Annotated in this window: 18 protein-coding genes and 1 pseudogene; 13 read left to right on the top strand and 6 right to left on the bottom strand. The window is 63.7% G+C overall.

Annotated features, from left to right (window positions below; genetic code table 11):
- Nucleotides 1-105 precede the first annotated feature (105 nt).
- The gene (locus SxD43FB_RS17165) at nt 106-573 is read right to left on the bottom strand and encodes a hypothetical protein (RefSeq protein ID WP_255245779.1); all 468 of its coding nucleotides are present in this window, start codon (nt 571-573) and stop codon (nt 106-108) included.
- A gap of 168 nt (nt 574-741) precedes the next feature.
- Here SxD43FB_RS17165 and SxD43FB_RS17170 point away from each other — a divergent pair, with 168 nt between their 5' ends.
- Together SxD43FB_RS17170 and SxD43FB_RS17175 are read left to right on the top strand one after the other, a co-directional pair.
- The gene (locus SxD43FB_RS17170) at nt 742-1,203 is read left to right on the top strand and encodes a GNAT family N-acetyltransferase (RefSeq protein WP_096063231.1); all 462 of its coding nucleotides are present in this window, start codon (nt 742-744) and stop codon (nt 1,201-1,203) included.
- Entirely contained in the window at nt 1,200-2,351 is a 1,152-nt protein-coding gene (locus SxD43FB_RS17175; protein ID WP_096063232.1) for a tyrosine-type recombinase/integrase, read from the top strand. Before SxD43FB_RS17170 ends, SxD43FB_RS17175 begins: the two co-directional genes overlap by 4 nt.
- Here the strand turns inward: SxD43FB_RS17175 and SxD43FB_RS17180 are convergent.
- The gene (locus SxD43FB_RS17180; RefSeq protein WP_096063233.1) at nt 2,325-3,569 is read right to left on the bottom strand and encodes an ATP-binding protein; all 1,245 of its coding nucleotides are present in this window, start codon (nt 3,567-3,569) and stop codon (nt 2,325-2,327) included. The genes SxD43FB_RS17175 and SxD43FB_RS17180 overlap by 27 nt on opposite strands.
- Nucleotides 3,570-3,698: 129 nt before the next feature.
- Between SxD43FB_RS17180 and SxD43FB_RS17185 the strand changes: the two genes are divergently transcribed.
- Together SxD43FB_RS17185 and SxD43FB_RS17190 are read left to right on the top strand one after the other, a co-directional pair.
- Nucleotides 3,699-3,887 carry a recombinase family protein gene (locus SxD43FB_RS17185; protein WP_343228849.1) on the top strand — a complete coding sequence of 63 codons (189 nt, stop codon included), beginning with the start codon at nt 3,699-3,701 and terminating at the stop codon, nt 3,885-3,887.
- 552 nt (nt 3,888-4,439) lie between these two features.
- Complete coding sequence (locus SxD43FB_RS17190; protein ID WP_096063234.1) at nt 4,440-4,889, top strand: universal stress protein; 450 nt, start codon at nt 4,440-4,442, stop codon at nt 4,887-4,889.
- Between the two features lie 666 nt (nt 4,890-5,555).
- Here SxD43FB_RS17190 and SxD43FB_RS25960 read toward each other — a convergent pair.
- Nucleotides 5,556-5,657 (bottom strand): annotated as a pseudogene (locus tag SxD43FB_RS25960) (integrase); the annotation flags it as partial.
- Between the two features lie 267 nt (nt 5,658-5,924).
- Here SxD43FB_RS25960 and SxD43FB_RS17205 point away from each other — a divergent pair.
- From SxD43FB_RS17205 to SxD43FB_RS17230, 6 genes are all read left to right on the top strand, one after another.
- A complete protein-coding gene (locus tag SxD43FB_RS17205) occupies nt 5,925-6,260 on the top strand; it encodes a hypothetical protein (RefSeq protein WP_096063235.1) in 336 nt (111 codons plus the stop codon).
- Between the two features lie 59 nt (nt 6,261-6,319).
- A complete protein-coding gene (locus tag SxD43FB_RS17210; RefSeq protein WP_096063236.1) occupies nt 6,320-7,621 on the top strand; it encodes a TolC family protein in 1,302 nt (433 codons plus the stop codon).
- Between the two features lie 2 nt (nt 7,622-7,623).
- Complete coding sequence (locus tag SxD43FB_RS17215; protein ID WP_096063237.1) at nt 7,624-8,793, top strand: efflux RND transporter periplasmic adaptor subunit; 1,170 nt, start codon at nt 7,624-7,626, stop codon at nt 8,791-8,793.
- Nucleotides 8,794-8,795: 2 nt separating this feature from the next.
- Entirely contained in the window at nt 8,796-12,032 is a 3,237-nt protein-coding gene (locus SxD43FB_RS17220) for a CusA/CzcA family heavy metal efflux RND transporter (protein ID WP_096063238.1), read from the top strand.
- 103 nt (nt 12,033-12,135) lie between these two features.
- Entirely contained in the window at nt 12,136-14,712 is a 2,577-nt protein-coding gene (locus SxD43FB_RS17225; RefSeq protein WP_255245780.1) for a heavy metal translocating P-type ATPase, read from the top strand.
- A gap of 439 nt (nt 14,713-15,151) precedes the next feature.
- A complete protein-coding gene (locus SxD43FB_RS17230; RefSeq protein WP_096063239.1) occupies nt 15,152-20,455 on the top strand; it encodes an ATP-binding protein in 5,304 nt (1,767 codons plus the stop codon).
- 42 nt (nt 20,456-20,497) lie between these two features.
- Here the strand turns inward: SxD43FB_RS17230 and SxD43FB_RS17235 are convergent, their stop codons facing one another.
- Nucleotides 20,498-21,277 carry an acetoin reductase gene (locus SxD43FB_RS17235; protein ID WP_096063240.1) on the bottom strand — a complete coding sequence of 260 codons (780 nt, stop codon included), beginning with the start codon at nt 21,275-21,277 and terminating at the stop codon, nt 20,498-20,500.
- Nucleotides 21,278-21,847: 570 nt separating this feature from the next.
- Between SxD43FB_RS17235 and SxD43FB_RS17240 the strand changes: the two genes are divergently transcribed.
- The 3 genes from SxD43FB_RS17240 to SxD43FB_RS17250 all read left to right on the top strand — a co-directional run bounded on the left by SxD43FB_RS17240 (nt 21,848) and on the right by SxD43FB_RS17250 (nt 23,279).
- Complete coding sequence (locus SxD43FB_RS17240; protein ID WP_255245781.1) at nt 21,848-22,477, top strand: hypothetical protein; 630 nt, start codon at nt 21,848-21,850, stop codon at nt 22,475-22,477.
- Between the two features lie 165 nt (nt 22,478-22,642).
- Nucleotides 22,643-22,879, top strand: coding sequence for a hypothetical protein (locus SxD43FB_RS17245; RefSeq protein WP_096063241.1), 237 nt, complete (start codon nt 22,643-22,645; stop codon nt 22,877-22,879).
- Between the two features lie 73 nt (nt 22,880-22,952).
- On the top strand, nt 22,953-23,279 hold the full coding sequence (locus tag SxD43FB_RS17250) for a TraR/DksA family transcriptional regulator (protein ID WP_096063242.1): 327 nt from the start codon (nt 22,953-22,955) through the stop codon (nt 23,277-23,279).
- Nucleotides 23,280-23,430: 151 nt separating this feature from the next.
- Here SxD43FB_RS17250 and SxD43FB_RS24860 read toward each other — a convergent pair whose 3' ends face one another.
- Complete coding sequence (locus SxD43FB_RS24860; protein ID WP_141249531.1) at nt 23,431-23,673, bottom strand: hypothetical protein; 243 nt, start codon at nt 23,671-23,673, stop codon at nt 23,431-23,433.
- A gap of 508 nt (nt 23,674-24,181) precedes the next feature.
- Complete coding sequence (locus tag SxD43FB_RS17255) at nt 24,182-25,069, bottom strand: universal stress protein (protein WP_096063243.1); 888 nt, start codon at nt 25,067-25,069, stop codon at nt 24,182-24,184.
- Nucleotides 25,070-25,078 lie beyond the last annotated feature (9 nt).

The following is a 25,078-nucleotide window of genomic DNA, read 5'->3' on the forward strand; positions in this document are numbered from 1 at the left end:
ATCAGCGACAATCAGAGCGAAGAATCGCCCTTGCCAGCGACAATCTAACCCGGCACCATGAACCCGCCGCGACAATCTGTTCTCATCCTGATAGTCGCTGACCTCTCACCCAGATCGTCGCGCTATAGGGGTGGACGTGAGGCCGATGTCACGCAGCGCGAAGGGCAGGCCGAGCCAGGGCAGGATACTGCCGTCGGCCCGGGCGTGTTGGCGAACCTGGTCGAGCGCGCGGATGAGGGCAGGGTGCTCGATAGCAGCTGCGGGCTCGCTGATTAAGGTGGGCAGCGCGTCGCGCCAGGCAAGCGGGTCGGGTTTGGCCAGCTCTTCACGCCAGGCCTCGAAGCTGTCAAACAGGTCGAGGTTTGTCGAACGGAGCGGCCGACCCGGGATCTGGAGCCCGCAGCCCCAGGAAAATACGTCGATCTCGTCGATTTCTGCCGACTGCAGCTGGAGCGCGCGCGCATAGCCCGACCACGCCGCGCGCCGCGTCCATGCGGAAGCCACAGAACTCACGCACATACGGGCATACAGGCGCGAAATCGCGCCTGTACAAGCCGCTATGGCGGCGACCATTTTCGGGGTATAATCGGGGCCGTAACGGGCAGGGGAGGACGCACTGTTCACACCCAACAATGAACTGAAACCACATCTCAGTAAAGTATGCTGTTAGACATAGTGTTGATAATGGATGCTTATCACTAGTATATACATTCAAAGACGCGTCGGTTATCGCTGGGCACCATGAACGAACCGACTCTCCGCCGCGCCATTTCCGCGGACGTTCCCGAGATCCGGGCGCTGGTGCAGCGCGCCTATGCGCCGTGGCTCGCGGTGACACCGCGGCCGCCGCGCCCTGTCACCGCCGATTACGATCGCGCCGTTCGCGACCATCGCTTCGACCTGCTCGTCGACAGGGGGACACTTGTCGCGCTGATCGAGACCGTGCCGGAGGACGCTGAGCTTTTGATCATCAATGTCGCGGTCGACCCCGACCGGCAGCGCGAGGGGCTGGGGATCCGTCTGATGCGCCATGCCGAGGCGGTCGCGCGCACCGCGGGCCTTCAGGGAACGCGGCTCACTACCAACACGCTGATGGCGGCGAATATCGGGCTCTACGAGCGCCTCGGCTACACGCAGGAGCGGGACGTGGATCATGGCGGGGGCATGGTCGCGGTCCACATGGTTCTCCGCTTCGCACCATGACCCGCGGGGCCGTCACCGGGGGTCACGCGCTGGCCCGTCTCTCGGCCGATCCCGCCGATCTGGTCGGCGATGTGCGCGCCCTGGTCGGCGCCGCGACCCCGATCGACGAAGCCCTCCTCGACGCGGCGCTGCGGGGCTGGTCGGCCAATACCCGCCGCGCTTTCCGCTCGGACCTGACTTTGTGGGGGCTGTGGTGCCGCAAGCGCCGCGTGGCGGCGGCCGAGGCGACGCCCGCGTTGGTCGCCGCCTGGGTGCGGACGCTGGCCGGCATCGATCCATCGGACGAAAAGCAGCGCGCGATGGCGACGATCGAACGCTATCTTGTGCATGTCGGGTGGGCCTATCGCATGGCGGGGCTTGCCGACCCGACCGATGCGCCGCTGGTCAAGCTCGAGAAGAAGGCGGCGCGCAAGAGCCTCGGCGTGCGCCAGCGCCAGGCGCGCGCGATCCGGTTCAAGGGCGATATCGCTGATTTCGACAGTCCGGCCTCGGGCGTGTGCCTCGCCCATCTGCTCAAGGCCTGCCGCCGCGACGAGCTCGGCCTGCGCGACGCGGCGCTGCTGCGCGTCGCCTATGACGCCGGCTGCCGGCGGTCGGAACTGGTGGCGATCCTTGTTCAGCATATCGAGAAGGATGCGCAAGGGGCGGGGACGCTGTTCATTCCTTCGTCGAAGACCGATCAGGCGGGGGAGGGGGCTTGGGCCTATCTGTCGCCGGTGACGATGGCGGCGATCGCGCGCTGGCGCGACAAGGCCGATATCCGAAAAGGTCCCCTGTTCCGCCGGGTCGAGACCCATTTTGACGGGTCGGTCGCCGCGATCGGCAGCGCCGCGCTCCATCCCAACAGCATCACGTTGATCTATAAACGGCTCATTCGCGCCGCCCATGCGAAAAAGCTGCTGGGCGAGATGAGCGACGCCGAGCTCGAGCGGTGGGTGACGGCGGTCTCGTCGCACTCGATCCGGGTCGGGGTGGCGCAGGACAATTTTGCCGTAGGGGAGGGGCTGCCGGCGATCATGCAGGCCTATCGCTGGCGCGATCCCAGGACCGTGCTGCGCTACGGCGCGAAGCTTGCGCCGAAAAGCGGGGCGAGCGCCCGGATGGCGGCACGCATGGCGGTCTCATCCCCAGAGGCAGGAGAGGGGTAGAGCGGCGAGATTATCTCCGAAGCCAATCGCCTGGTTATGGTCGTAGAGCACAGCACCGAAGGCGAACCTGTCGCCCGTGGCGGCCGCAAGCTTGCGCAAGCCGGCGAAATCGCCGGCTCGCACCGTCGCCGCAGCCTTAATTTCTAACCCGACGACCTGCCCGGCCCGGTTCTCGATGACGATGTCGACCTCGTCCAGCTCCTTGTCGCGGAAGTGGCTCAAGGAGAAGCGGTCATCGGACCAGTGCGTAGCCTTGAGGACTTCCGAATAGACGAAGGTTTCCAGTATGGCACCGAAATGCGAGCGGTCCGCAGCAAGTTTCTCAGGCGTGATGCCTCGCAGCGCGGCAAGAAGACCTGAGTCGAGGAAATGCAGCTTGGGTTTTTTTATCAGCCGTTTGAGGGCATTGTTGTGCCAAGGGGGCAAGCTGCGCACGAGAAAGAGTTGTTCGAAGATCGCCGTGTATTTTTGTGTGGTGACATGATTGAGGCCAAGGCTCGCGCCAACGCCGGCGTGGTTGACCAGTTGCCCGGAATGGACGGCCAGGGCGCGCAAGAGACGGGGCATACGTTCAAGCTGGTCGATATTGGCGACGTCGCGGACGTCGCGTTCGACGATGGCGTCGACGTAGTTTTCGTACCAATCCTGGCGGCGGAGCCAGCTTTTGCGGCCAATGGCTTCCGGATAGCCGCCAGCAAGGACGAGGTCGACGAGGTCCCCGCCGATCCGCAGCGTTCCGGAAACCGGCGTTCGGCTCGCGAACAGCGAGGCCAGGAAGCGCGGCGGGGGCTGCGCGAGGATCTCCGATTGGGCAAGGGGTAGCAGGCGGATAATCTCCATCCTCCCGGCGAGCGAGTCCGCTATGCGGGGTAGCGTCATCAGATTTGCGGATCCGGTGAGCAGGAAGCGCCCGGGCCGGGGATCCCGATCGACGCTCTCCTTGATCGCCAGGAGGAGATCGGGAGCCCGCTGAACCTCGTCTATGATGGCCTGATCGAGATCGCGCACGAGGCCAGCCGGGTCAGCGCGGGCGGCCGACAGGGTTGTGGCGTCATCGAGCGTCAGATAGGTGCGGCCTTTTTCGGAGAGCGAGCGGGCGAGCGTTGTTTTGCCTGCCTGGCGGGGGCCAGCAAGCAGAACAACTCTCGTGTCCTGCAGGGCTTCCAGGATGCGCTGGGTGGAATGGCGGGGTAGCATGTCTGACTGAAACAGAGCCATCGACTCGATGAAAGGGAATTAGCGTCTATCTGAAATCACAATGCTGGCCAAATGAAATCGGAAATGAGGGTTCGATCTCAGAATACGGGAGCAACCGAACGGATGACCCCGTGTGATGGAATGTGACGAATGGCCATAATCGGCTACGCGCGCGTCTCGACCGACGAACAGGACACAGCGGCCCAGCTCAGCGCGCTGCGCGCCGAAGGCTGCACGGCGATCCTCGAAGACAAGGCGAGCGGGGGTGCAGCCGGGATCGCCGAACCTAGCGCGGGCACTCGAGCGTGTGCGTCAAGGCGATACGGGGTCGTTACATAGAACGGACCTAGATATACGCTAAGGCCCGGCGACCGATAAGACGACGCCTGACGGCAAACATCTCAGACTGTCCGAAAACTCCGCTAGCTGCCAGAATGGCGCAATATCATGTTGTAACCTTGGAAAAACGCGTAATGATCCTTTACTATCTTCTTTATCACTGATCGAATCTTATAATTGGCGACAGCGCCCGTGAGTTTTCGGACGGTCTGACCTGTTTGTTGGTCACTGGGAGGGGTGGTGATCTTGGGTGGAAACGGAACGTCTGCTCTGAGGACCTGAAGCTATGAAACCGCCAGCAGGTGGCGTTTTACCTCGACCGCGACACTATCGGCATGCGTTTCAGCAAGGTCGTGATCCGCGCCGGAGAAAATGCAACAGCATGCCGACGCCTCATAGGGAATGCTCGTGGCCGGGCCGGAGGTAAAGAGCCGTGAAAGCCGCGTTCGGCTGCGGTGCTCGTGCGGGATATCCGACGCGGCTTGACGAGAAGGCGATATGTGGACGACCTAATCGCTCTTGTGGCAATAAATTATTGGCAGAGGAGCGCTCATGTACAATCGCATACTCATCTCAACAGACGGATCGGAAGTCGGGCAAAAGGGCGTTGATCATGGCATTGCCCTTGCAAAGGCACTAGGGATCGAGGCTACCGTGGTCACCGTGACCGAGCGGTTCCCGGTCTACTCCAGCGGAGTCGGCTACGATCTTTCCTGGAGCGACACGGTGTTGGCTGAATATTCCGATGGTCAGAAAAAGGCGGCCGACGGGATTCTCGCTAGCGTCAGGCAAACCGCCGAACGTCTTGGCGTGTCGGCCGAGACCCTTCATGTTCCAGATGCTCAAGTGGCCGAGGCGATCATTGCCGCCGCGCGTGAGCGTAATTGCGGTCTCATCGTCATGGCCTCGCACGGGCGGAGGGGACTGGGGCGTCTGATGCTCGGAAGCAAGACGTCAGAGGTGCTGGCACACAGCGAGATCCCGGTGCTTGTTGTGCGCTGAACCGTTTGCCGGTCGGGCTGGTGGCGGGACGTTGTTGGTTGTCTTGAAGGCATAGCGTGGAAAGTACGCTAGGCAACGCTAAGCAAGAACAAAGGGGGTTTAGGCGCGGCCGAAAGAAATCTGGAATGAATCGGCTCAAAGCCTAGCCCGATGCCGATACCAGCCAAGCTGGCTCGAATATACGTTCGTCACTTGACCTAGCGTTGGAGAAGGGCGGTATCCGAATTGGGAACTCTGGTCGCTATACGGCGATAGAAGATATTCAGATACTTCCAGTGAGCCATCTGGATAGCTGACTCTTGGGATTGCCGAGGAGGGATGGCGTTGGCCCCTCCTCGGCACTGACGCCAGCGCGCAGGTAGCAGATATGATTAGCGCTTCGCGCCGCGTCCTCGACGTCGTGTGACACGAAGATAATGAGCATGGTAGTCGAGGCTCTGATCTCAGCGAGCAGCGCACCAAGGCGGCGTTCCTGTCCGCGCGCAATGACGCGCTCGCCAACGTCGCGATCATAGCAGCCGGGGCCGCGACGGCCTTCCTTTGGCGCTCTGCTTGGCCCGATATCATCGTTGGCCTAACTATCGCGCTGATGAACGCCGATGCGGCGCGCGAGGTGTGGACTGCGGCCCGAAAGGAACATCGAGCTGCGGCCTGATGGCGGCGCGCTTAAATTAGCACCCGCTCAACCTCGTCCAGCGTCACGTCGTCGGGCCGGCGATCGTAGAGCTGGGTGGTGCGGGTCTAGGCGTGGTTCGCCATCGTCGCGGCAATTGGTCACTTCGGTCACGAAGGAACAGGCGTGTAATAATCGAAGTGGCACGGCTTCTCACAGATGGTAGGCTAGTTCTCCAGCAGAGACATCATAGTAGGGTGTTCAGGAGGAGGCCGGTGTAAATCATAACTGTCGCGGCAGACTGCACCCAAACCCTCAACAACTTTCCATCAATTTTAGGTGTATGATATAACGCCTCGTCAAATGCCAAATCAGCAAAGGGAATCCTTTTCTGAACTTGTCGACGTGCTATAGGGCGTCCGATGGGACGCTTGCTGGCCTTGGCTTTGATGTGCTTGATCTCGCTGTCGTTGATGGCTGGCACGGTCGCGCACGCCGCCGAACCCATCGGTTGCCTTGACTCGGATATCGCGGCGGGCATCGGCCACGCCGATGGCGACCGCGATCAGGTTCCGTCTGACGATGGAAAGGCGGTGCCGCACCATCACGGCGGTTGCCACGGCCACCAAGTCGGTGAGCCAGTGAAGGAAGGGTTCGCCACCCAAGTGCATCTGCGCACTGCGCCGCGCTTGCTTCCGAATGCGAAGGATCGCGTTTCCACCTCGACCGATCCGGCTTACCGCCCTCCATGGGCCTGACGATTCCAGCCTAGCCCCGTCCTCGGGGCTCCCTCGGAATTGTCAGGAGTCTTTCTATCATGCACCGATTTCTCGCGGCTCTGCTGGCCGCGACCGCTTGCGCGAGTATCGCGCAGGCTCAAACCGCGCCGCCGGCTGAAGCCGGCCCGACACAGCCCCAAAGCTCGTCGCCGGGCCTAGCCGGTCCGGCTTTCACCGTTGACCGCGCGCTCGAACTTGCGGGCGTCGTATCGCCATCCCTTGAGGCGGCCTCGGCGGACGTCCGCGCGGCCGAAGCCGGACGTCGGGTTGCGGGGCTGCGGCCCAACCCCAGTGTTACCGTCGAGGCTGAGAACGTCGCCGGCTCCGGCCAGTATAGAAGCACACAGAGCCTCGAAACGACGACATCGCTCACACTGCCGATCGAACTCGGCGGCAAGCGATCGGCGCGGATCGCGGTCGCGGATGCGCGGACCGATCGAGCGACAATACTGGCCGCGATCGCGCAAGCCGATCTCCGGCTCAGTGTCATACGCGCCTATGCCGAGGCGGGCGGTGCGGAGCGTCGGCTTTTGACCGCCCGCGATCAGGCCCGCATAGCGAACGAAGCGCTGCGAGCCGCCCAGGTCCGTGTGCAGGCGGGCCGCGCGTCGCCGATCGAAGTGCAACGCGCCGACGTCGCGCGGATCAACGCCGACGCCGCGCTGGTGCGGGAAGAGCGCGCCGTCGAAGTCGCGCGTTTCAGTCTGTCTCGCATCATCGGTCAGCCGATCTCGGGACCGCTCGATGTGGGCTGGTTCGGCAATATCCCGACCGCTTATGGCCCGCTTCGGCCAATTGAAAGCGCTGGAACGCTCGTGATGGCGGCCACCAATGCCGACCTTGCCATCGCCGATGCCGGCGTGCGCCTTGCCCGCTCCCAGCGCGTTCCCGATCTGACGCTTGGGGCCGGCGCTCGCCGGTTTGAGCAGACCAACGACACGGCGGCGATCTTCAGCCTGTCGATCCCGATCCCGCTGTTCAACAACGGACGGGCGGCGCTGTCGCAAGCGACCGCTGAGCGGCAGCGTGCCGATGCGCAGCGGCGCGTCACCGCGCTTGATGTGGATCAGGCAATCGCGCGCGCCCAAGCGGATGCCGCCAATGCAGCGACCAGTGCGGCGGCCGCTAGCGGCCCCGCGCTTGCAGCGGCCGAAGAAGCCGCGCGCATCGCGCGCATCGGGTATCGCGAGGGCAAGTTCGGCCAGCTCGACTTACTCGATGCCGAACGGACGCTCGCTGCGACGCGGGCGGCGGCGATCGACGCGCTGCTCTCCTACCACATCGCCCAGGCGCAGCTTGAGCGGCTTACCGCCCGCGCGCCGGTCACACAGGGGGAATGATAATGAAAACCCGTTACATGGCGGCCTTGCCGCTGACACTCGCCGCACTCCTTATGGCCGGATGCTCCGGCGGCGAGCAAGCAGCCGACAACTCACAGAACGGCGCTACGGCCGAAAATGGTGCCGCGCCTGAAAAGGGCGGCCACGCCGAAGAAGAAGGCGGGATCGACCTTAGCGCGGATCAGATTCGCAAAGCCGGGATCGAGCTTGTGCGCGTGATCCGGAGCGGCGGCGGCTCGCTAACTCTCCCCGCGACGATCGAAGGCGATCCGCAAGGGATGCAGGTCGTTTCCGCCGCGATTGGCGGCCGTGTGGTGTCGCTCACCCGCAACCTCGGCCAGTCGGTCGGGCGCGGACAGACGCTCGCCATCATAGAAAGCCGTGAGGCCGCATCGCTCAACGCTGAAATCGAGGCAGCGCGCGCGAGGCTGGCTCTGGCCGAAACCAACCTTCGGCGCGAGCAACGCCTGTTCAACGAGCGCGTCTCGGCCGAACAGGATCTGATTGCGGCCCGCACGGCGGCGACCGAAGCGCGCATCGCGTTGCGCCTCGCGCAGCAGCAAGTGTCGGCCGCCGGCGGTAGCGGCGGGGCGCTCAATCGCATCGCGATCAGCGCCCCCCTGTCGGGCCAGGTCGTCGCGCGCAGCGTGACGCTCGGCCAGACGGTCGCGGCCGACGCGGAACTGTTCCGCGTCGCCAACCTCGGACGGGTCGCGGTCACATTCGCGCTGTCGCCGGCTGATGCCGGCAAGGTGCGGCCCGGTTCTCAAATCGAGATCGTTTCGGGCGATCGGCGATCGGTGGCGCGGGTCGATTTCGTCTCCCCGATCCTCGACGAAACCACGCGGCTCGCCAGCGTGATCGCGGTCATCGACAACCGTTCGGGCCAATGGCGCGTCGGCGAGCCGGTTACGGCCTCGATCCAGCTTGCGGGCGGCGGCCCGGCGTCGCTGCTTGTGCCGCAAAGCGCGGTGCAGACGGTCGAAGGCCGGTCCACAGTGTTCGTGCGCACCGATCATGGCTTCAAGGCGACCCCTGTCACGCTCGGAAGCCCGAGCGGCGACAATGTGGTCGTGACCTCGGGACTCAAGGGCGACGAACAGCTCGCCGGCCCCAACAGCTTCACCCTCAAGGCTGAGCTAGGCAAAGGCGAAGCGGAGCATGGGCACTGATCATGATTGACCGCATCGTCACATTTTCCGTCGAGCGTCGCTGGTTTATCCTGCTCATGACGCTCATCGCCACTGTCATCGGAGGCTGGGCGCTTTCTCGCCTGCCGATCGACGCCGTTCCCGACATCACCAACAATCAGGTGCAGGTAAACATCAGCGCGCCGGCTCTTTCACCCGAGCTGGTCGAAAAACAAATTGCCTTCCCGATCGAAACCGCGATCGCCGGGGTTCCCGGCCTTGAATACACCCGCTCCCTAAGCCGCAACGGGTTCGCTCAAGTCACGGCCGTCTTCACGGATTCGACCGACATTTACTTCGCGCGCCAGCAGGTCGCGGAACGGCTGCGCGTTGCAGAAGAAAGCCTCCCCGATGGAGTAGTCCCCACCATGGGGCCGATCGCGACGGGTCTTGGCGAGGTCTATATGTGGACCGTCCATTTCCAGCATCGCAAGGAGGACAAACATAAGCCGGGTGAACCCGGCATACAGCCCGATGGCAGCTACATCACGCCAGAAGGCGACCGGCTCGTTGGCGAAGCCGATCAGGCGACCTATCTGCGCACCACGCAAGACTGGATCGTCGCACCGCTGCTCAAGAATACGCCGGGCCTTGCCGGCGTCGATACCATCGGCGGCTATGTGAAGCAGTTTCAGGTGATCCCCGATCTCCAGCGGCTCGCCGCCTTGGGGATGAACCTGACCGATCTCGCCCGCGCGCTTGAGGAAAATAACGTCGGTGTCGGCGCCGGCGTCGTCGATCGTGGCGGCGAAGGCCTCGCCGTCCGCTCCGACGCGCGCATCCGCAATGTCGGTGAGCTGGCCGGCACCATCATCGCAGCCCGCGAAGGCACGCCGATCCGGCTCGATCAGGTGGCGCAAGTGCGCCTCGGCCAAGCGATCCGCTTCGGCTCAGCGTCCGAGAACGGCAAGGAGGTCGTGGTCGGAACCGCCGTCATGCGCATTGGCGAGAACAGCCGCACCGTCGCCTCGGCAGTCTCGGAGCGACTTGACGAAATCAACGCCTCACTGCCGACCGATGTCGCCATACAGCCGGTGCTCGACCGCACCGCGCTCGTCAATTCGACGATCAAGACGGTGGCGAAGAACCTCACCGAAGGCGCGCTGCTCGTCATCGTCGTGCTTTTCGTGCTGCTCGGTAATTTCCGGGCCGCGCTGATCGCGGCGTTGGTGATCCCGATCACCATGGCCATGACCAGCTTCGGTATGCTCAAGGGCGGCGTCTCGGCCAATCTGATGAGCCTCGGCGCGTTGGACTTCGGTCTGATCGTCGATGGCGCGGTCATCATCGTCGAAAACGCGCTACGGCGGATCGCCGAAAGACAACATCACTATGGTCGCACGCTCGCGCTTGAGGAACGCCTGTCGGTCGTTACTCAGGCCGCGCGCGAGATGATCCGCCCGTCCGTGTTCGGGCAGGCGATCATCATCCTCGTCTATGTGCCGCTCCTCATGCTCACCGGCGTCGAGGGCAAGACCTTCACGCCGATGGCGCTGACGGTCATCATCGCGCTCGTCTGCGCCTTCGTCCTCTCACTGACCTTCGTGCCGGCCATGCTCGCCATCTGGCTATCGAAGCCGGTCGAGGAGAAGGAAGGCCGGATCATGTCCTGGCTCAAGCGCAAGTATGAGCCGGGCCTTGACCGCGCGATGAAGCGGCCGACGCTCACCATAGGCGTCGGTGCTGGCGCGTTCCTCGCCGCCATCCTGACCTTCTCGTTCCTGGGACAGGAGTTTCTGCCCCAACTCGACGAAGGCGATCTAACCGCGCAGGTTCTGCGCGTGCCGGGAACCTCGGTCGATCAGAGCCAGGCAATGCAATCGCGGATAGAGCGTGAGGTTGGGAAGCTGCCCGAAGTCCGATTTGTCTTCTCCAAGACCGGCACGGCGGAGCTTGCTTCCGACCCCATGCCGCCAAACATCTCCGACACTTTCATCATCATGAAGCCCAGGGACGAATGGCCCGACAAGAGCCTGCCCAAGGCCGAACTGGTGGCGAAAGTCGAAAAGGTGCTGGAAGGCATGCCCGGTGGCGCTTTCGAAATCACCCAACCAATCCAGATGCGCTTCAACGAGCTGATCGCGGGGGTACGCGGCGACATCGCGGTGAAGGTGTTCGGCGACGACACCAACGCGATGAACGCTACCGCCAATCAGATCGCGGCCGTCCTTCGCAAGACGGAAGGGGCCGCAGACGTTCGGGTGGAGCAAACCGAAGGCCTGCCGATGCTCGACATTCAGCCGCGTCGCGACATCATGTCGAGGCTCGGCATCACCGCGCAAACCGTGCAGGACACCATCTCGGCCGCGATCGGCGGGCGGGACGCCGGCATGATCTTCGAGGGCGATCGGCGCTTTGCCATCACCATCCGCCTGTCGGATGCGGCGCGCGCCAATCTGCAAACCCTCGGCCAGATGCCGGTGCCGCTACCGAACGGCGGGTTTGTGCCCTTGCAAAGCGTCGCCGACATCGGCGTCACCGATGGTCCCAACCAGATCAGCCGCGAAAACGGCAAGCGGCGTGTCGTCGTGCAGGCGAACGTGCGCGGCCGCGACGTGGCGAGCGTGGTTGCGGACGCGCAGGCTGCTATCGCAAGCGAGGTGCGCCTGCCCGCCGGGCAATATCTCGATTGGGGCGGCCAGTTCGAGAACCTGCAATCTGCGACCGAGCGGCTGATGCTGGTTGTGCCGGGCTGCTTCGTGCTGATCCTGCTGTTGCTCTACTGGGCGCTTGGAAGCGTGCGGGACGCCGCGATCGTGTTCACCGGCGTACCGTTGGCGCTGGTGGGGGGCGTGCTCGCGCTGTTCCTGCGCGGCATGCCCTTCTCGATCTCGGCGGCGGTCGGGTTCATCGCCCTGTCCGGTATCGCGGTCCTGAACGGTCTCGTCATGGTAACGTCGATCCAGGAACTGATGGCCCGAGGTATGGACCGGGCCAAAGCAGCCCATGAAGGCGCGATGATGCGGTTACGCCCCGTGGTCATGACGGCGCTGGTTGCGTCATTCGGCTTCGTGCCCATGGCGATCGCATCGGGGGCGGGCGCAGAAGTGCAAAAGCCGCTGGCAACCGTTGTTATCGGTGGCCTCATCTCGGCGACCCTGCTGACGCTGTTCGTGCTGCCGACGCTCTACGCCCGCTATGGGCGTAGGGAGACGGAAATCCCAGCGCCGGACAAGCGGCCAGACGCGCCGACGCCCGATCTTGCTGAGGCTCCACTGTGAACATCAGCGATCGCCTCATCCCCGCAGTGGGGATGCACTGTGTTCAGCGGCGGGCGGCTTTGCCGTTCGCCGCACCGGACACCAGCGAAAGGTCAATCCAGCCATGATCGAAAAACTCCGTCTCGATATTCCTGTCCTCCTCCCCGAGGTTACGGACGCGGCCGACGCGTGTGTCACAAGGCTCGTCGGCTCGCTGGAAGGCCGTGCCGGCGTCGAACAAGCCCATGTGGTGGCGGCGGCCGCCGTCGCGCCCGCAACACTCTGTGTTCACTTCGATCCCGAAGTAGTGACGCTCTCGCGCATCCGCGAGCTGGCGCACGCTGCGGGCGCTGAAATCGCCGATCGCTTCGGGCACGCAATCTGGCAGGTGGACGGGATTACGCATCAGCGCCGCGCCCGCACGCTGGGCGCTCGGCTGCGCGCGCTTCCCGGCGTGCTTGAAGCGGAGGCCAATGTGTCGGGCTTGGTGCGGGTCGAGTTCGATCGATCCGCCACGTCGCAAGAGGCGATCCTGAAGGCGTTGCGCGGCGCTGGCGCGAGGCCGATCGACGACAAGGCCGCCAGGCTCGCGTCGGCCGCGCCAGAGCATGACCATGCGAAGGATCATGACCATGCCCCCGGCGAGAAGCATGAACACGATCACGCCCATGGCGGCCTGCTCGGGCCAAATACAGAGCTGATCTTCGCGCTCGCGTCCGGCGCGGCGCTTGGACTTGGCTTTGCGATCGAAAAGCTGGTCGTCGGTGCGGCCTCATGGCTGCCGCTCGCGCTCTACATCGCCGCCTATGTGTTCGGCGGCTTCTATACGCTGCGCGAGGCGATCGAGAATCTCCGCCTGAAGCGATTTGAGATCGACACGCTGATGCTGGTGGCGGCCGCCGGCGCGGCGGCGCTGGGCGCTTGGGCGGAAGGCGCGTTGCTGCTGTTCCTGTTCAGCCTCGGCCATTCGCTCGAACATTATGCCATGGGAAGGGCCAAGCGGGCCATCGAGGCGCTCGCGAAGCTCGCCCCGCGTACAGCGATGGTGCGTCGGGGCGATGGCGGGACGAGCGAGGTTCCGGTCGAGAACCTCAAGCTCGGCGATATCGTCATCGTGAAGCCCGATGAACGCGTCGCCGCCGACGGCTTCATCGTCAAGGGCATCACCGCGATCAACCAGGCCCCCGTCACCGGCGAAAGCATGCCGGTCGACAAGCAGCCTGTGCAGGATGATGCAGCGGCCCGCCAGAATCCTGATGGCGTCGATGCCGCAAGCCGCGTGTTCGCTGGCACCATCAACGGCAGCGGGCTTGTCGAGATCGAAGTCACCCGCCTGTCCACGGAAAGCACGCTTGCCAAGGTGGTGAAGCTGGTCAGCGAGGCCGAGACACAGAAATCGCCGACACAGCGGTTCACGGACCGTTTCGAGCGCTTCTTCGTGCCAGCGGTGCTGGTGCTGGCCTTTCTGCTGCTGTTTGCTTGGGTGGTGGTGGACGAGCCTTTCCGTGACAGCTTCTACCGCGCCATGGCGGTGCTGGTCGCAGCGAGCCCCTGCGCGCTAGCGATTGCGACACCCAGTGCCGTCCTCTCCGGCGTAGCGCGCGCGGCGCGTGGCGGCGTCCTCATCAAGGGCGGCGCGCCACTAGAACTGCTCGGCTCACTCGACGCGATCGCGTTCGACAAGACCGGCACGCTGACCAAGGGTGAGCCGCGCATACAAGAAATCATCACCGCGCCAGGAGTGACCAAGGAAGACCTCATGGCGGTCGCCGTGGCCGTCGAATCTCTGAGCGATCATCCGCTCGCACAGGCCATCGCTCGCGACGGCCGCGAGCATATCGGGAAACAGCCGATCCCGCAGGCAGATAACCTCAAGAGCCTGACGGGTCGCGGCGTGTCGGCTATCGTCGGCGAGGATGAAGTTCTTATCGGCAAGGCCGAAATGTTCGGCACTGACGGCATCCCGCCGCTGTCGGCCGAGATGACGGCAGCAATCGAAAAGCTGCGCGAGGGCGGGCAGACGAGCATGATCGTGCGCCGCGACAACAAGGACTTGGGCGCGATCGGCCTGCTCGACACCCCGCGCGAGACGGCGCGGGAGGCGCTTGATAAACTGCGCGCCATCGGCATCAAGCGGATGATTATGATCTCCGGCGACCACCAGCGCGCCGCCGAAGCGATCGCCAGGGAGGTCGGCATCGACGAGGCGTGGGGCGACCTAATGCCGGAGGACAAGGTTGACGCGATCAAGAAGCTTCGCGCCGAAACCAAGGTCGCCATGGTGGGCGATGGCGTAAACGACGCGCCTGCAATGGCGACGGCGACAGTCGGCATCGCCATGGGCGCTGCCGGGTCTGACGTCGCGCTAGAGACGGCTGATGTAGCCTTGATGGCAGATGATCTGTCTCATCTACCGTTTGCAGTAGGACTCAGCCGGAGCACGCGCTGGGTGATCCGCCAGAACGTTTTTGTGAGCCTTGGCGTGGTCGCCATCCTTGTCCCCGCGACCATCCTGGGGCTTGGCATTGGTCCGGCGGTCGCCATGCACGAGGGATCGACGTTGCTGGTCGTGTTCAATGCGCTCCGGCTGCTTGCCTATCGTGACGAGGCTCCGGGTGTCACCCGACAGAAGCACGAGCAAATGCCGAACGCGACGCACCAAAGTCCGACTACGGCGACAGGAGGCGGCCGATGGCGTTGATCGGCGTCACTAGTATAGTAAGAGCGGCTTACGTATTCGTTATATATCCGGTGCGGACCTCGGATCGATTCGAACTTAGCCCCATCATTCCAGTCACTATCGTAGTGCTACAGCGTAGACATAGTGCCCATCTTCATCGGGCGTGGCCCGCCAACGGCCTGTCCACGGGGTCCGCAGAGGACCGCTGGGATTGACTTTTCCCTCCTGATTACCGTCGTTTAGCTGACCGGTTCGGCCTCGGCCGTCCATGGCCTTCCGTCGAATCGGAAGTACGTTTTCGTGGCACGTGCGGTCGAAAATCGTGGTACTTTCCAGGAGACCGACAATGCATCACCGACGCCAAGGTCCGCGCCGCCAATAGGGCCAAGCAGCCAGCGCTACGAGCCCGGCAGGGAGTGATCACGCTTGACCACCGGCCGTGCGCGATAGACGTAACGACATGGCTGACGTGGAAGACACCCTCATAGAAGTAACTGGCGAGGCTATCGTCATTCCCACCCTGTCGGCCGCCGCCGACGCGATAGAAGCCCTGACGCTTTCACAACTGGAGCACGTGCTCGACGCCCACCGTCGCAAGCTCAAGATCTACGAGAGCCTGAAAAGCCTCAACGACGTCATCGGAACCCAATATGGGGACCGCGTTCTTTTCGAGCTGCTCCAGAACGCGCATGACGCGCATGCCCCGGGAGATGACGGCGAGATCGCGATCCGCCTTGTCATCGACGCTCCGGGGCGCGGCGAACTCCTCGTCGCGAACAAGGGCCGCGCATTCACCGTCTCCAACCTAGACGCGATCCGCAACATCGGAACGAGCGATAAGGAGATCGGGGAAGGCATCGGCAACAAGGGCCTTGGTTTTCGCAGCGTCGAGGCGCTGACCGATGATGTCCATGTCTTCTCCGCCAGTGAGGGCGCATCGTCCGCCGGGTTCGATGGCTACTGCTTCCGCTTCGCGACGGTCGACGAGATCGAAGCCCGGCTCATTGACCTCGATGCATCGTCCGCGGTGGCGGCGAAGGTCGCGGCGAACGTACCGCGGTATCTCGTCCCGATCACCGTCCGCGAGCAATCTGCGGAGGTGCGCCGGCTTGCCGCGGAAGGCTATGCGACCGTCGTCGCCCTTCCGCTCGCTACGTCCGAGGCTGTCGAGCTTGCGCGCAAGCAGGTCGCCGGACTGCTCAATGCACCGGCCCCCGTCCTGCTTTTCCTCGATCGATTGTCGTCGCTCGACACGGCGGTAATCGCAGCCGGGCAACCGCCCGAACACAAGCGCCTGACGCGCCGGGTCGTGCCGATCGAGGCGACGCTTCCCCAAGGCCTCCGTATGGAACGGGTGACCCTCGATGGCACCAATGCCTTCCTCGTCGTCCGTCAGGTCCTGCCGAAGCCAGCGGTGCTCGATGCCGTCCGCAGCAGCATCACGGCAGCGCCGCCCTTGAAGCGCTGGCTTTCCTGGAAAGGCGACGCCGTCGTGTCGGTCGCGGTGCCGATCGACGCGCCGATGCTCGCTGCCCCGAGGTTGTTCAACTTCCTGCCGATGGACGATCGCGCCGTATCGCCGATGGCGGGACATATCGACGCGCCCTTCTTCGCCGATATCGACCGGCGTTCGATCAAGCCGGACCTGCCGCTCAACAAATACCTGCTCGAGGCCGCGGCGAGGACTGCCGTGCAGGCTGCCGTGGCGATCGTCGACGGCGGGCTCGGGTTGCCAGAGAATGCTGTCATCGATCTTGCCGCGTGGTCCGGGCCCCATATGCCCAAGGTCATCGAGGCCTTCACGGCGCTCAAGCGGCCCCTGGCGAAAGCCGCAATCTGGCCGGTGGTCTCGGGTGGCCCCGCGCAGTGGGTCAGCTTCACCGAGCTTTACTCCTGGCCCGATGTCCGCACGCACCAGCTGACGCCGGCTAAGCTCGCCACCGTCGCGCATGCCGCGATCGTCCCCGCCTCGATCGGTGACGGGCGCCTCGCGCGCATTCGCGTCCTTGCCGCCGCCGTCTCGATGCCGTTGTCGCCGACCGAGGACACGCTAGCCTATTGGGTCGCGACCATCGCCCAGCATCTCGCGGTGAAGGGCAGGCAATCGCCGCGCCGGTGGCGGGACTTCTATGACGACGTTGCCGCAGTCTACACAGCCGCGTCCCTTCGGCTTTCGTCACTCGAAGGCAAGAAGCTGTTCCCAGACAATGACGACAAGCTGCTGGCCGCGACCGCGAAGGGCCTGGATGGCGCCCCGCCCGTGTTCCATCGCATCGGCAAGGAGAAGGGCAAGCGCAGCGAGGGGCCGCCGAGCCCGCCTTCCTCGCTCTCCCGCAAGTTCCGCTTCCTCGGCCATTCGGTCGAAATCTCCGAAGGCACGCTTCGCGCGTTCGAGAAGGCAGGATTGCTGCGGCGCTATGATCCGCTGGAGGCACTCAATGGCCTCAAGGGAGCCCTTGGCGGCTCCGCGACCGACATCCAGCGTCGCGAGGCACTGGTCTGGGCGTATCGCGTCTGGCGGAACACCGGTGGCAAGGCGGTCGAGGACGGGCTCCGCGCGGCGGGGTTGTTCGTCCCTTGCCTCGCGGGCTGGTTCGCGGCTTCCGAAGCCTCCCTCTCGACATCTTGGAGCACGCTAGGTCGGACGCTCGAGCTATACCTGCACGAGGCGGCCCCCCACTCGGCCGATGCCAACGAGCAGAAGGGCAACCTGGTCGTGAGTTTCGCCGACTGGCCACGCGCCGGATCGGACGACCGGCGGGAGGATTGGCTCCGCTTCCTTGGCGTGCTCGGCGTTCGCGATGGCTTGCTGCCGATCGCCGGCGTCACGCGTCGCACCGGCACGCCGTCGAACCATTGGAATAGCTTCCTGTTTTCTGGCCAGCCGAAGCTGGGGCTCGATGCCCATTGGACCGCACACGCGCGGCAGGAGTCCTTCTCCTATCCGCAGACCGAATACCATTTGCGAGGTGAGGTGTGGCGCCTGCCAGGGCAGCTGGAACACGCATCGCTGCCCGTTCCCGCACGCGAGGCTTTTTCCGATCTAGTGGTCGCCTATCTTCGGGAGCATGGCGAAGCCCATCTCACCTTCAGCATCGACCATTGGCGTGGCAACCAGAGGATAGAACTGCCGACGCCGCTCCAAGTCTTTCTTCGCGAGGGCCAATGGCCCGCGAGTCTTCGCCGCGACGAGATCGTCTTCGAATCGCCTCGCCAGAGCTGGTCAACCACGGTCGTACGCCAGATTCCGCCGAGGTTCGTCCCGCGCTTCTCGGCGGAGCCTGGCAGCCGCGCCGCTCTTCCAGCGCTGCTGTTCGATGCCCGGGTCGGGCTGCGTGACTGGGCAACGCCCGAGTCCGCTCCCGCGCGTCTCGCTTCGCTGGCGACCGCGTTATCCGACCTGTCGGCAGCTGAGCGCCGCGACCTTCGCGAACAGCTCCGCCGCGCCTGGAGTGACGTCGCCGAGCGTCGGCAGGCGCTTCCGAAATCGCTCCAACTGGTTGTCGAGCGCGCGGGTGGGCTTGAACTGCTCGCACCAGACCAGGGCGCGCCGCGCGTGGTCCATGTCACCACCGAGCGGCAGGGTTTCGCGGCGCGCGCGCTTGCCGACCGGGGCGAGGCTGTCCTGGACGTCGGCGAGACAGGCGGCGCTGCTATCCACGAATTGCTGGCTGCGACTGGCGGCTTTGCTCCAAGGCTCGCCGATTCCGGCGACGTCCAGCTCCAAGTCGACAGCGAGATATTTCAACCCAGGGCGACCGACCCAAACCTCGCGACCGGGAGCCTTGCGTGGCTGAGCGACGTCGCGATTCTCGCGCACGAATATCTCGGTGACGCGCTGGAGCTGCGCACGCTGCCGACCGAGGAACTCGACCGGCGTCTCCGTCAGATCCGGCTGCGGCGATGCGCCCGATTCGCGCTCCTCATTGAGGGCCAGGAAATCACCGCCCATGGCGACGATCGCGTGCAGGCGGTCCCGCATGCACGCACCCCGACGCTCCTGGTCACCGGCCATGAGCCGGTCAGCGTCGATCTGCTGATCGAGGCAGCGCCCGCGATCACCAAACTTGTGGGATCGCGGCGGAACACGCTCGAGCCCATGCTCGGCCGACTGCTGCGCGAGGGATATTCGGATGCGTCGATCGCGCCCAGCGAGGATATGCTGGCCCGGGCCATCCGCCGTGACATTGGGGTTGTCCGCGACCATTTTGCAGCGACGCGTGGCGGCGTGGAGCGCCGGGTGCGCGCCGTGCTGCCGATCGTCTTCTTCATCCGGGGGCGGGATGCTGCCGAAAGCCTCGTGCAGCGCCACGACAGGCTTGGTCCGGCCTTGAAGCTGCGCGACTGGCTCACGACCGAGCTGGGCACGGAAACTGCCGACAGCGCCCTATCGGCTGTCGACGACACCGACGACCAAGCCCTGATACGGCGGCGGATGGGCTTCGATTTCCTAGGATATGGCAGGACGCTTGCCGAGCTGGGCTATCCGCCCCTCAACAGCGAGGCGGATTTCCGGCGCCTCTTCGGCGTGTTCATGACCGAGCTCACGACGGCTCTTGTCGATCGCGTTCGCCGTCGGTTCGCCAGCGACTGGCGCGCGGGTCGCGAGATCGCCGAATATGTCACGCTGCGGAAGCTCGAATTCATCGCGTTCGACCCGGCATGGCCGATCGAGCGCGAGACGATCGACCGCGACTTCGTCTCTGGAATCGCATCCGCCGCGGCCGAAGCCCGCCTCGGTCCCGACGATAGCTCGATCGCACTGCCCGATTTCGAAACCGTCGTTGTCGCCAACCGGAAGCTCATCGCGTCGAACCACGCGAGGCTCGCGAGCCTGATCCGTGCTTGGTGCCGGAAGAATAACCTTGGCAGGCCACCGCTCATGGACACGGCGGACCCGCAGCCGGTCGTCCGCGCCCTCCACGACAAGGGGCTCATTGACTTCGAGGGAATCAGGGCAAAATCACTTCCCGCCTTGCTGCTGCAAGTGGAAGCATGGCCGCGCGACATGCCGCAGACGGACGTCATCGAGGATCTGGGCCTCAGTGATGCCGACCTGCAGCACGAGGAACGCGAGGCCCGGGAGGCGAAGCGCAAGGCCGAGGCCGAGAAGCGCACGATAAAGTTCGGCGGCAAGCCGCTCGATACCGGCGGCGACGATTTTGCCGCGCTCTTCGAGCAGCTTGCGGATGCGGCCATTGCGGAGGGATCCGATTGGTTCGCCCGGAGCCGGGCTCCGCGGCTTGCCATCCAGGAGCAATCCTCCGGCGAGCGTCGGCGCACCGGCCCGGGCGGCGGCAAGGGTCAGGATTGGCGCAACCAGCCACCGGACGCTGTTCGCCGGGCAATGGGCATGGCGAGCGAATGGCTCGCGCGCGAATATCTTCGGCGCCGCCATCCCAGGGAGATGACCGATGACTGCTGGGTCTCTTCGAACCGCATGTCGTTCTGTACCGGCAGCGAAGGGGATGACAGCCTCGGCTATGATTTCCGCGTCGAGACTGCCCGGCACGAATATCTCTATGAGGTGAAGTCGGCGCTCGACGACGGTGGTGAATTCGAGCTCACCGCACGGGAACTTGAGGTTGCCGGTAGCGCCAGCCTCGAGCGCAAGCGGCGCTTCAGGATTCTGTACGTGCCGTTCGTATTCGAGCCCTCGCGCTGGCGGGTGCTGCCCCTGAGCAACCCGGTCAGCGCCGACACACGGAACCGGTTCCGGGTCGTGCGCAGTGGGTCGGTCCGATACCGCTTCGAGAGGCGGTGATTGCTCAATCCGAAATAAGCGCTTTCAGCCAAATTGGAGTTCTCATCTATAGACCATACCGCCATCGATCAGCGGCGCCTGCCCCGTCATGTAATCGGAATCGGGGCCTGCCAGATAGGACACGAATGCGGCCACGTCCTCCGGCGTCTCTGCACGCCCGAGAGCGATGCCATCGACATACTTCTTGTACGTCGCGCCCACCTCCGCTCCCGTCAGCTCCGCGAACCTCTTATCGATCTCGACCCACATGTCGGTTCCGACGACGCCGGGGCAATATGCGTTGACGGTAATACCGTCGCTGGCGAACTCTTTCGCGGCCGCTTGGGTAAGCGCCCTGACAGCGAATTTCGTCGCCGAATATATCCCGAGCATAGCGAACCCCTCATGGCCGGCGATCGACGAGGCGCTGATGATCTTGCCCTTGACTCTTCGCTCCTTGAACTTCTTCGCGGCCGCCTGGATTCCCCACAGGACGCCTTGCACATTGATCTTCAGGATCCGGTCGACCTCTTCGGGCGTCACCTCCGAGAGCGGCTGGACATTGGCGATGCCCGCATTGTTGACAATAATGTCGAACCCACCGAGCTCCTTCTCCGCATGATCGATCGCGGCATAGACCTCGTCGCGGATTGAGACGTCGGCCCGAAAGCTCGTCGCCTTGCGACCGATGGCTCTCACCTCCTCGGCGACGGCCCTTGCTTCGTCTTCGTTGAGGTCGGCGATCACGATGTTAGCACCATCTTTCGCCAATCGAAGAGCGATGGCACGGCCGATACCCTGACCCGCTCCGGTGACTAACGCGACTTTTCCGGTGATGCTCATGCTGGCCTCCTTGGTGGGCGCGCCGTCATGGGCGGCAGAAGAGTAACTGGCGCCCGTGTCCGAAGTTCCGGTGCGCGACTGTCGGCCTTGAAGGGCTATCTACTACCGTGTGCTGGCGTTCCGGCCTCCCGCCCACCACAACAGTCCAACGCCAAGGATTGCGGACAGCAAGGAAGCGGCAAAGATCGCCACTTTCGCTGCGTCGACCGCAAGGCCACAGGGGGCTCCTGCGTGTAAGAAACGAAACGCCGCAAGGAAACCGATCAGGCCACGCCCTTGATTTGCGCCTCTTCTTCCACGGCACCAAGTCAGGAAGGTAAGCACCCCGAACGCATACAATTGTCGTCTGGTCAACGATAAGCACTCCGGGGAGGTAGGAGCGAATGGTTCCGACAAGCACCCCATCCACCTTCGCCTTACTCCCGACCACGCCGCATCCGCCCCATTTGTTTTCCGATAATCGGCGCCCTTTCACAACGCTACGTATTGTTCCCAATTCCGTGGAACCCCGCGCCTGAATAGCGAGGTCTTAAGTTCCATTGCTTCACTTTTGCGCGGACAGGACCAACCGTGACCACATCTTCAGCCCTCTCTCCGCTGGCCGCTCTGGGCCTGCTTTTAGCTTCGCCTGCCCTGGCCTCGGTGCAAGCCCCCGCAGTCGAGACGGCACCTGCGGAAATCCCCGATGGCTTCATTCTTGCGCAGGGCGGCACGACCCTGGTCCATGTTGCCAGCGGCCTTCGCTTCCCGGCGGAATTCGCAGGCTTCAAGCGCCTGCGTGAACGTGCGTTCGACCCCAGCGGCGAATATATCGCCATTGGTTATGACCGGCCGCTTGGGTCCGGCTCGGACCGCATCGTGGTGCGGATCGCAGTGGTCCACATCGACGATATGTCTGCGCATGATCACTTTGCGATCATGCGCCAGAGAACCATGTCCCATTTTTCCGCACCGACCCTGCTCTCGGAAGGGCCCACGAAAATCCCGACCCAGCCGCGCCTCAACGCATATCGCGGCACGTTCAGCGGCCTGCGCGACGGCCAGCCCTGGCATTTCAGCCTGACCACGGTCGACTATGGCTATTGGAGCGGTCGCATGACCGCTGCCTATCCAGAAAGCCAGGCCGCGGAAGCCGAGAAGCATCTGGGCACCCTGCTTGCCGAGGTTCGACTGCAACGGCCGAAGGCCCCAAAACGCTGATACTCTCGAAAAGTGGATGCCGAAGCATGTGCTCGCTGTTCGGGCTTCGACCAACACTCAACCATTCGGTGCATTACGTAGCGCAAGCCCGGCCGCTGTCCGGTAACGCGGGGCTGCCTCGCCCTTTCCCGGGAGGCAGCTCTATGCTGACCAAGGAGACACGCGATGATCGCATTTGAGGAACTGAAAGCAGACCTTGCCAAGCTGCGCGACGAGGCCAAGGTCCAGGTCCGTCTGGGCGCGATGGAGGCCCAGCAGGAATGGGATGAACTCGAAACGAAGTGGAAGCATTTCGTATCCCAGGCTCGGATCCATGAGAGCGGTAATAATATCAAATCGACCCTTCAAACCCTCGGCAATGAGCTGCGCTCGGCATATGAGCGTCGGAAGCAAGCACTCTGAGCGCCCCGCCTGTTACAGTTTGCGTCGTCGTCGCGTCTCATGGCGCACAGGGCGCGTGAGAAGGACTATCCCGATGATCGACACAGCCACCGTCAAGGCCCAGCTCGAAGAGCAACTCGCCGAGCTTCTTGGCAGACAGGATCGGATTGAGTGCGATCTGGGGGAGCCGCTCAACCCGGATTCATCCGAGCAGGCGGTCGAGGTCGAAGACGATGCCGCGCTCGAAGGCCAAGCCTCGCTGATAGAACGCGAAGTGGCGTCGGTCAGCCGCGCTTTGGAACGAATTGCCAAGGGCACATATGGCGAGTGCGTACGCTGCGGCTCGGCCATCGCTGCGGCACGTCTAGAAGCCAGACCCGAAGCCGCGCTGTGTATAGATTGTGCTAGCAGCGAACAGTGATCGTCCCTCTCCGCGAAGTGTCGTGAGCGCGGTGCCAGACAGCTTCACTTGAAACATGTAACAGCGCTCGTAACCTAGGCCTCGGCGGCATTATTGGCCCGCAGCCTATTCAAGGACCCCTTCCGGCTTCGTGCAAGGGTCGAGGATCGCGCTAGTACCTCGTTGTGCCGGCCTGAAGAAGACCAGTCTGCCCTGGTAAAAGTTTGAGCCCACGCAAGGCACTTTCGGGAAGCTCGACGATCAGGCGCGGCAGTATCTGTGACCCACGAGGCTCAAAGGCGGCGACCTCGCGAAGCGCCTCTTCCGGATCGGCCGTCCATGTCGCAAATAATGCTTCCAGAGTTGGCAATCCTGCATTGCTTTCATACGTTATGCTTACCAGCCACCCGCTCATACCAAATTCCCTTATGTTAATTTATACTAAACCGGGTTGTCTCTTCATCGACCTAACGCGGCGGCCGTTAGAACCGGCCCTGATGTGAGTCTTTCCTCTGAGGCAGACCTCATCGCCCCCTCGACGAGTGATCACAACAGCATCGCGGCGTCGGCCTCTCACTTGGCAGCCTATGTTCGTCTGGAAAGCTGTGCTCCGAGGAGGAACTGACAAGCGCAGGGTCTTTGCACTCTGCGGTGGCAATACTTCCGTTTCACCCGAATGGGGAGGGTGCTCGCTTCACAAAGTCAAAGGGCTCTCTCGCCAAAGCAGTGGAAACGCACGATGTTCGACCTGATGATCGGTCTGAGTCAGATGGCGCTGCCGGTAATCAGCCAGCCGGTATAATCATGAGAAGGCCGCGCGGACGGGTCCGCTCGTCCGCCGGCCGGCACCGTCCGGCGAATAGTTTTCAATCATCGTCAGACATTGGCAGGAGATGAGCCCGGCTTGGATCGCCGCCGCACGCTCAGCCCTTGCCGGGCCGATAGTGGACGACGAGCAGGTCACCCTGGAGGTTTTCGATCAGGCTTCGGGCGGTGCTGCCGATCAGGGCGTCGAACAGCGCGCCACGGCCATGACTGCCGATCACGGTCAGGTCGACATGCTGGTCCTCGATATAATCGTTGAGAAGCCGTTCGGGCGTGCCATGGGCGATGACGACATCGGTCCGGCCGCGCAGGCCTGGGTCCAGGCGTTCGTCGGTCAGGACCTTCTGTTCCAGCTCCTTCTCCATTCCCCGCAGACTTCTGCTATAATCCCCGTCGTCGAGATAGCCCGAGAAGGGCACGTCATAGGCATGGAACAGGGTTAGATTGCGCGCCGGGAACAATGACGAAGTGACCAGGAGCGCCTGTAAAGACGCTTCGGAGAAGTCCGTCGCCACGACGATGGTCCTGTAGGGCCTGACCACGCGATCATGGACGACCAGAACCGGCGCCGGCGAGCCGCGCACAAGCCGGTTGACCGTATTGCCCAGGATCATCCGCCCCAGCGTTTCGTCGCGCGCGATGCCCGTCACGATCAGGTCGCAGCCTTCGCGGGCCGCGATCGACAGCAGCGTTTCGGCCGGGTCGCCTTCCTCGACGACGACCCGAATGAAATCGGCGACGCTGCCAAGATCGCGCTTGAGGCGCCATCGCATCCGCTCGACAGGGCTTGGCGCACGCCGCCAGGAAGGTGGCGTGTTATCGAACCGGAACTGCCTGGTCTCAACGGGGTCGACGACAAAGGCCGCAATCAGTTCCGCCTTCCATTCCTTGGCGAGCTGGACCGCACGATCAAGGGCCCGGTCGCAGCGGCAGCTCAGGTCGGTCGCCAGCAGGATCTTGCGTGGTGGGGTTGCGGCTTCTGTCATGGGGCTTCC

It is taken from the genome of Sphingobium sp. D43FB (assembly GCF_002312805.1).
Classification (GTDB): domain Bacteria; phylum Pseudomonadota; class Alphaproteobacteria; order Sphingomonadales; family Sphingomonadaceae; genus Sphingobium.

Bases quoted from the DNA above. Each gene is read 5' to 3' on its own strand.
- SxD43FB_RS17165 (WP_255245779.1), bottom strand. From the start codon at position 573: ATGGTCGCCGCCATAGCGGCTTGTACAGGCGCGATTTCGCGCCTGTAT.
- SxD43FB_RS17170 (WP_096063231.1), top strand. From the start codon at position 742: ATGAACGAACCGACTCTCCGCCGCGCCATTTCCGCGGACGTTCCCGAG.
- SxD43FB_RS17175 (WP_096063232.1), top strand. From the start codon at position 1,200: ATGACCCGCGGGGCCGTCACCGGGGGTCACGCGCTGGCCCGTCTCTCG.
- SxD43FB_RS17180 (WP_096063233.1), bottom strand. From the start codon at position 3,569: ATGGCTCTGTTTCAGTCAGACATGCTACCCCGCCATTCCACCCAGCGC.
- SxD43FB_RS17185 (WP_343228849.1), top strand. From the start codon at position 3,699: ATGGCCATAATCGGCTACGCGCGCGTCTCGACCGACGAACAGGACACA.
- SxD43FB_RS17190 (WP_096063234.1), top strand. From the start codon at position 4,440: ATGTACAATCGCATACTCATCTCAACAGACGGATCGGAAGTCGGGCAA.
- SxD43FB_RS17205 (WP_096063235.1), top strand. From the start codon at position 5,925: ATGGGACGCTTGCTGGCCTTGGCTTTGATGTGCTTGATCTCGCTGTCG.
- SxD43FB_RS17210 (WP_096063236.1), top strand. From the start codon at position 6,320: ATGCACCGATTTCTCGCGGCTCTGCTGGCCGCGACCGCTTGCGCGAGT.
- SxD43FB_RS17215 (WP_096063237.1), top strand. From the start codon at position 7,624: ATGAAAACCCGTTACATGGCGGCCTTGCCGCTGACACTCGCCGCACTC.
- SxD43FB_RS17220 (WP_096063238.1), top strand. From the start codon at position 8,796: ATGATTGACCGCATCGTCACATTTTCCGTCGAGCGTCGCTGGTTTATC.
- SxD43FB_RS17225 (WP_255245780.1), top strand. From the start codon at position 12,136: ATGATCGAAAAACTCCGTCTCGATATTCCTGTCCTCCTCCCCGAGGTT.
- SxD43FB_RS17230 (WP_096063239.1), top strand. From the start codon at position 15,152: ATGGCTGACGTGGAAGACACCCTCATAGAAGTAACTGGCGAGGCTATC.
- SxD43FB_RS17235 (WP_096063240.1), bottom strand. From the start codon at position 21,277: ATGAGCATCACCGGAAAAGTCGCGTTAGTCACCGGAGCGGGTCAGGGT.
- SxD43FB_RS17245 (WP_096063241.1), top strand. From the start codon at position 22,643: ATGATCGCATTTGAGGAACTGAAAGCAGACCTTGCCAAGCTGCGCGAC.
- SxD43FB_RS17250 (WP_096063242.1), top strand. From the start codon at position 22,953: ATGATCGACACAGCCACCGTCAAGGCCCAGCTCGAAGAGCAACTCGCC.
- SxD43FB_RS24860 (WP_141249531.1), bottom strand. From the start codon at position 23,673: ATGAGCGGGTGGCTGGTAAGCATAACGTATGAAAGCAATGCAGGATTG.
- SxD43FB_RS17255 (WP_096063243.1), bottom strand. From the start codon at position 25,069: ATGACAGAAGCCGCAACCCCACCACGCAAGATCCTGCTGGCGACCGAC.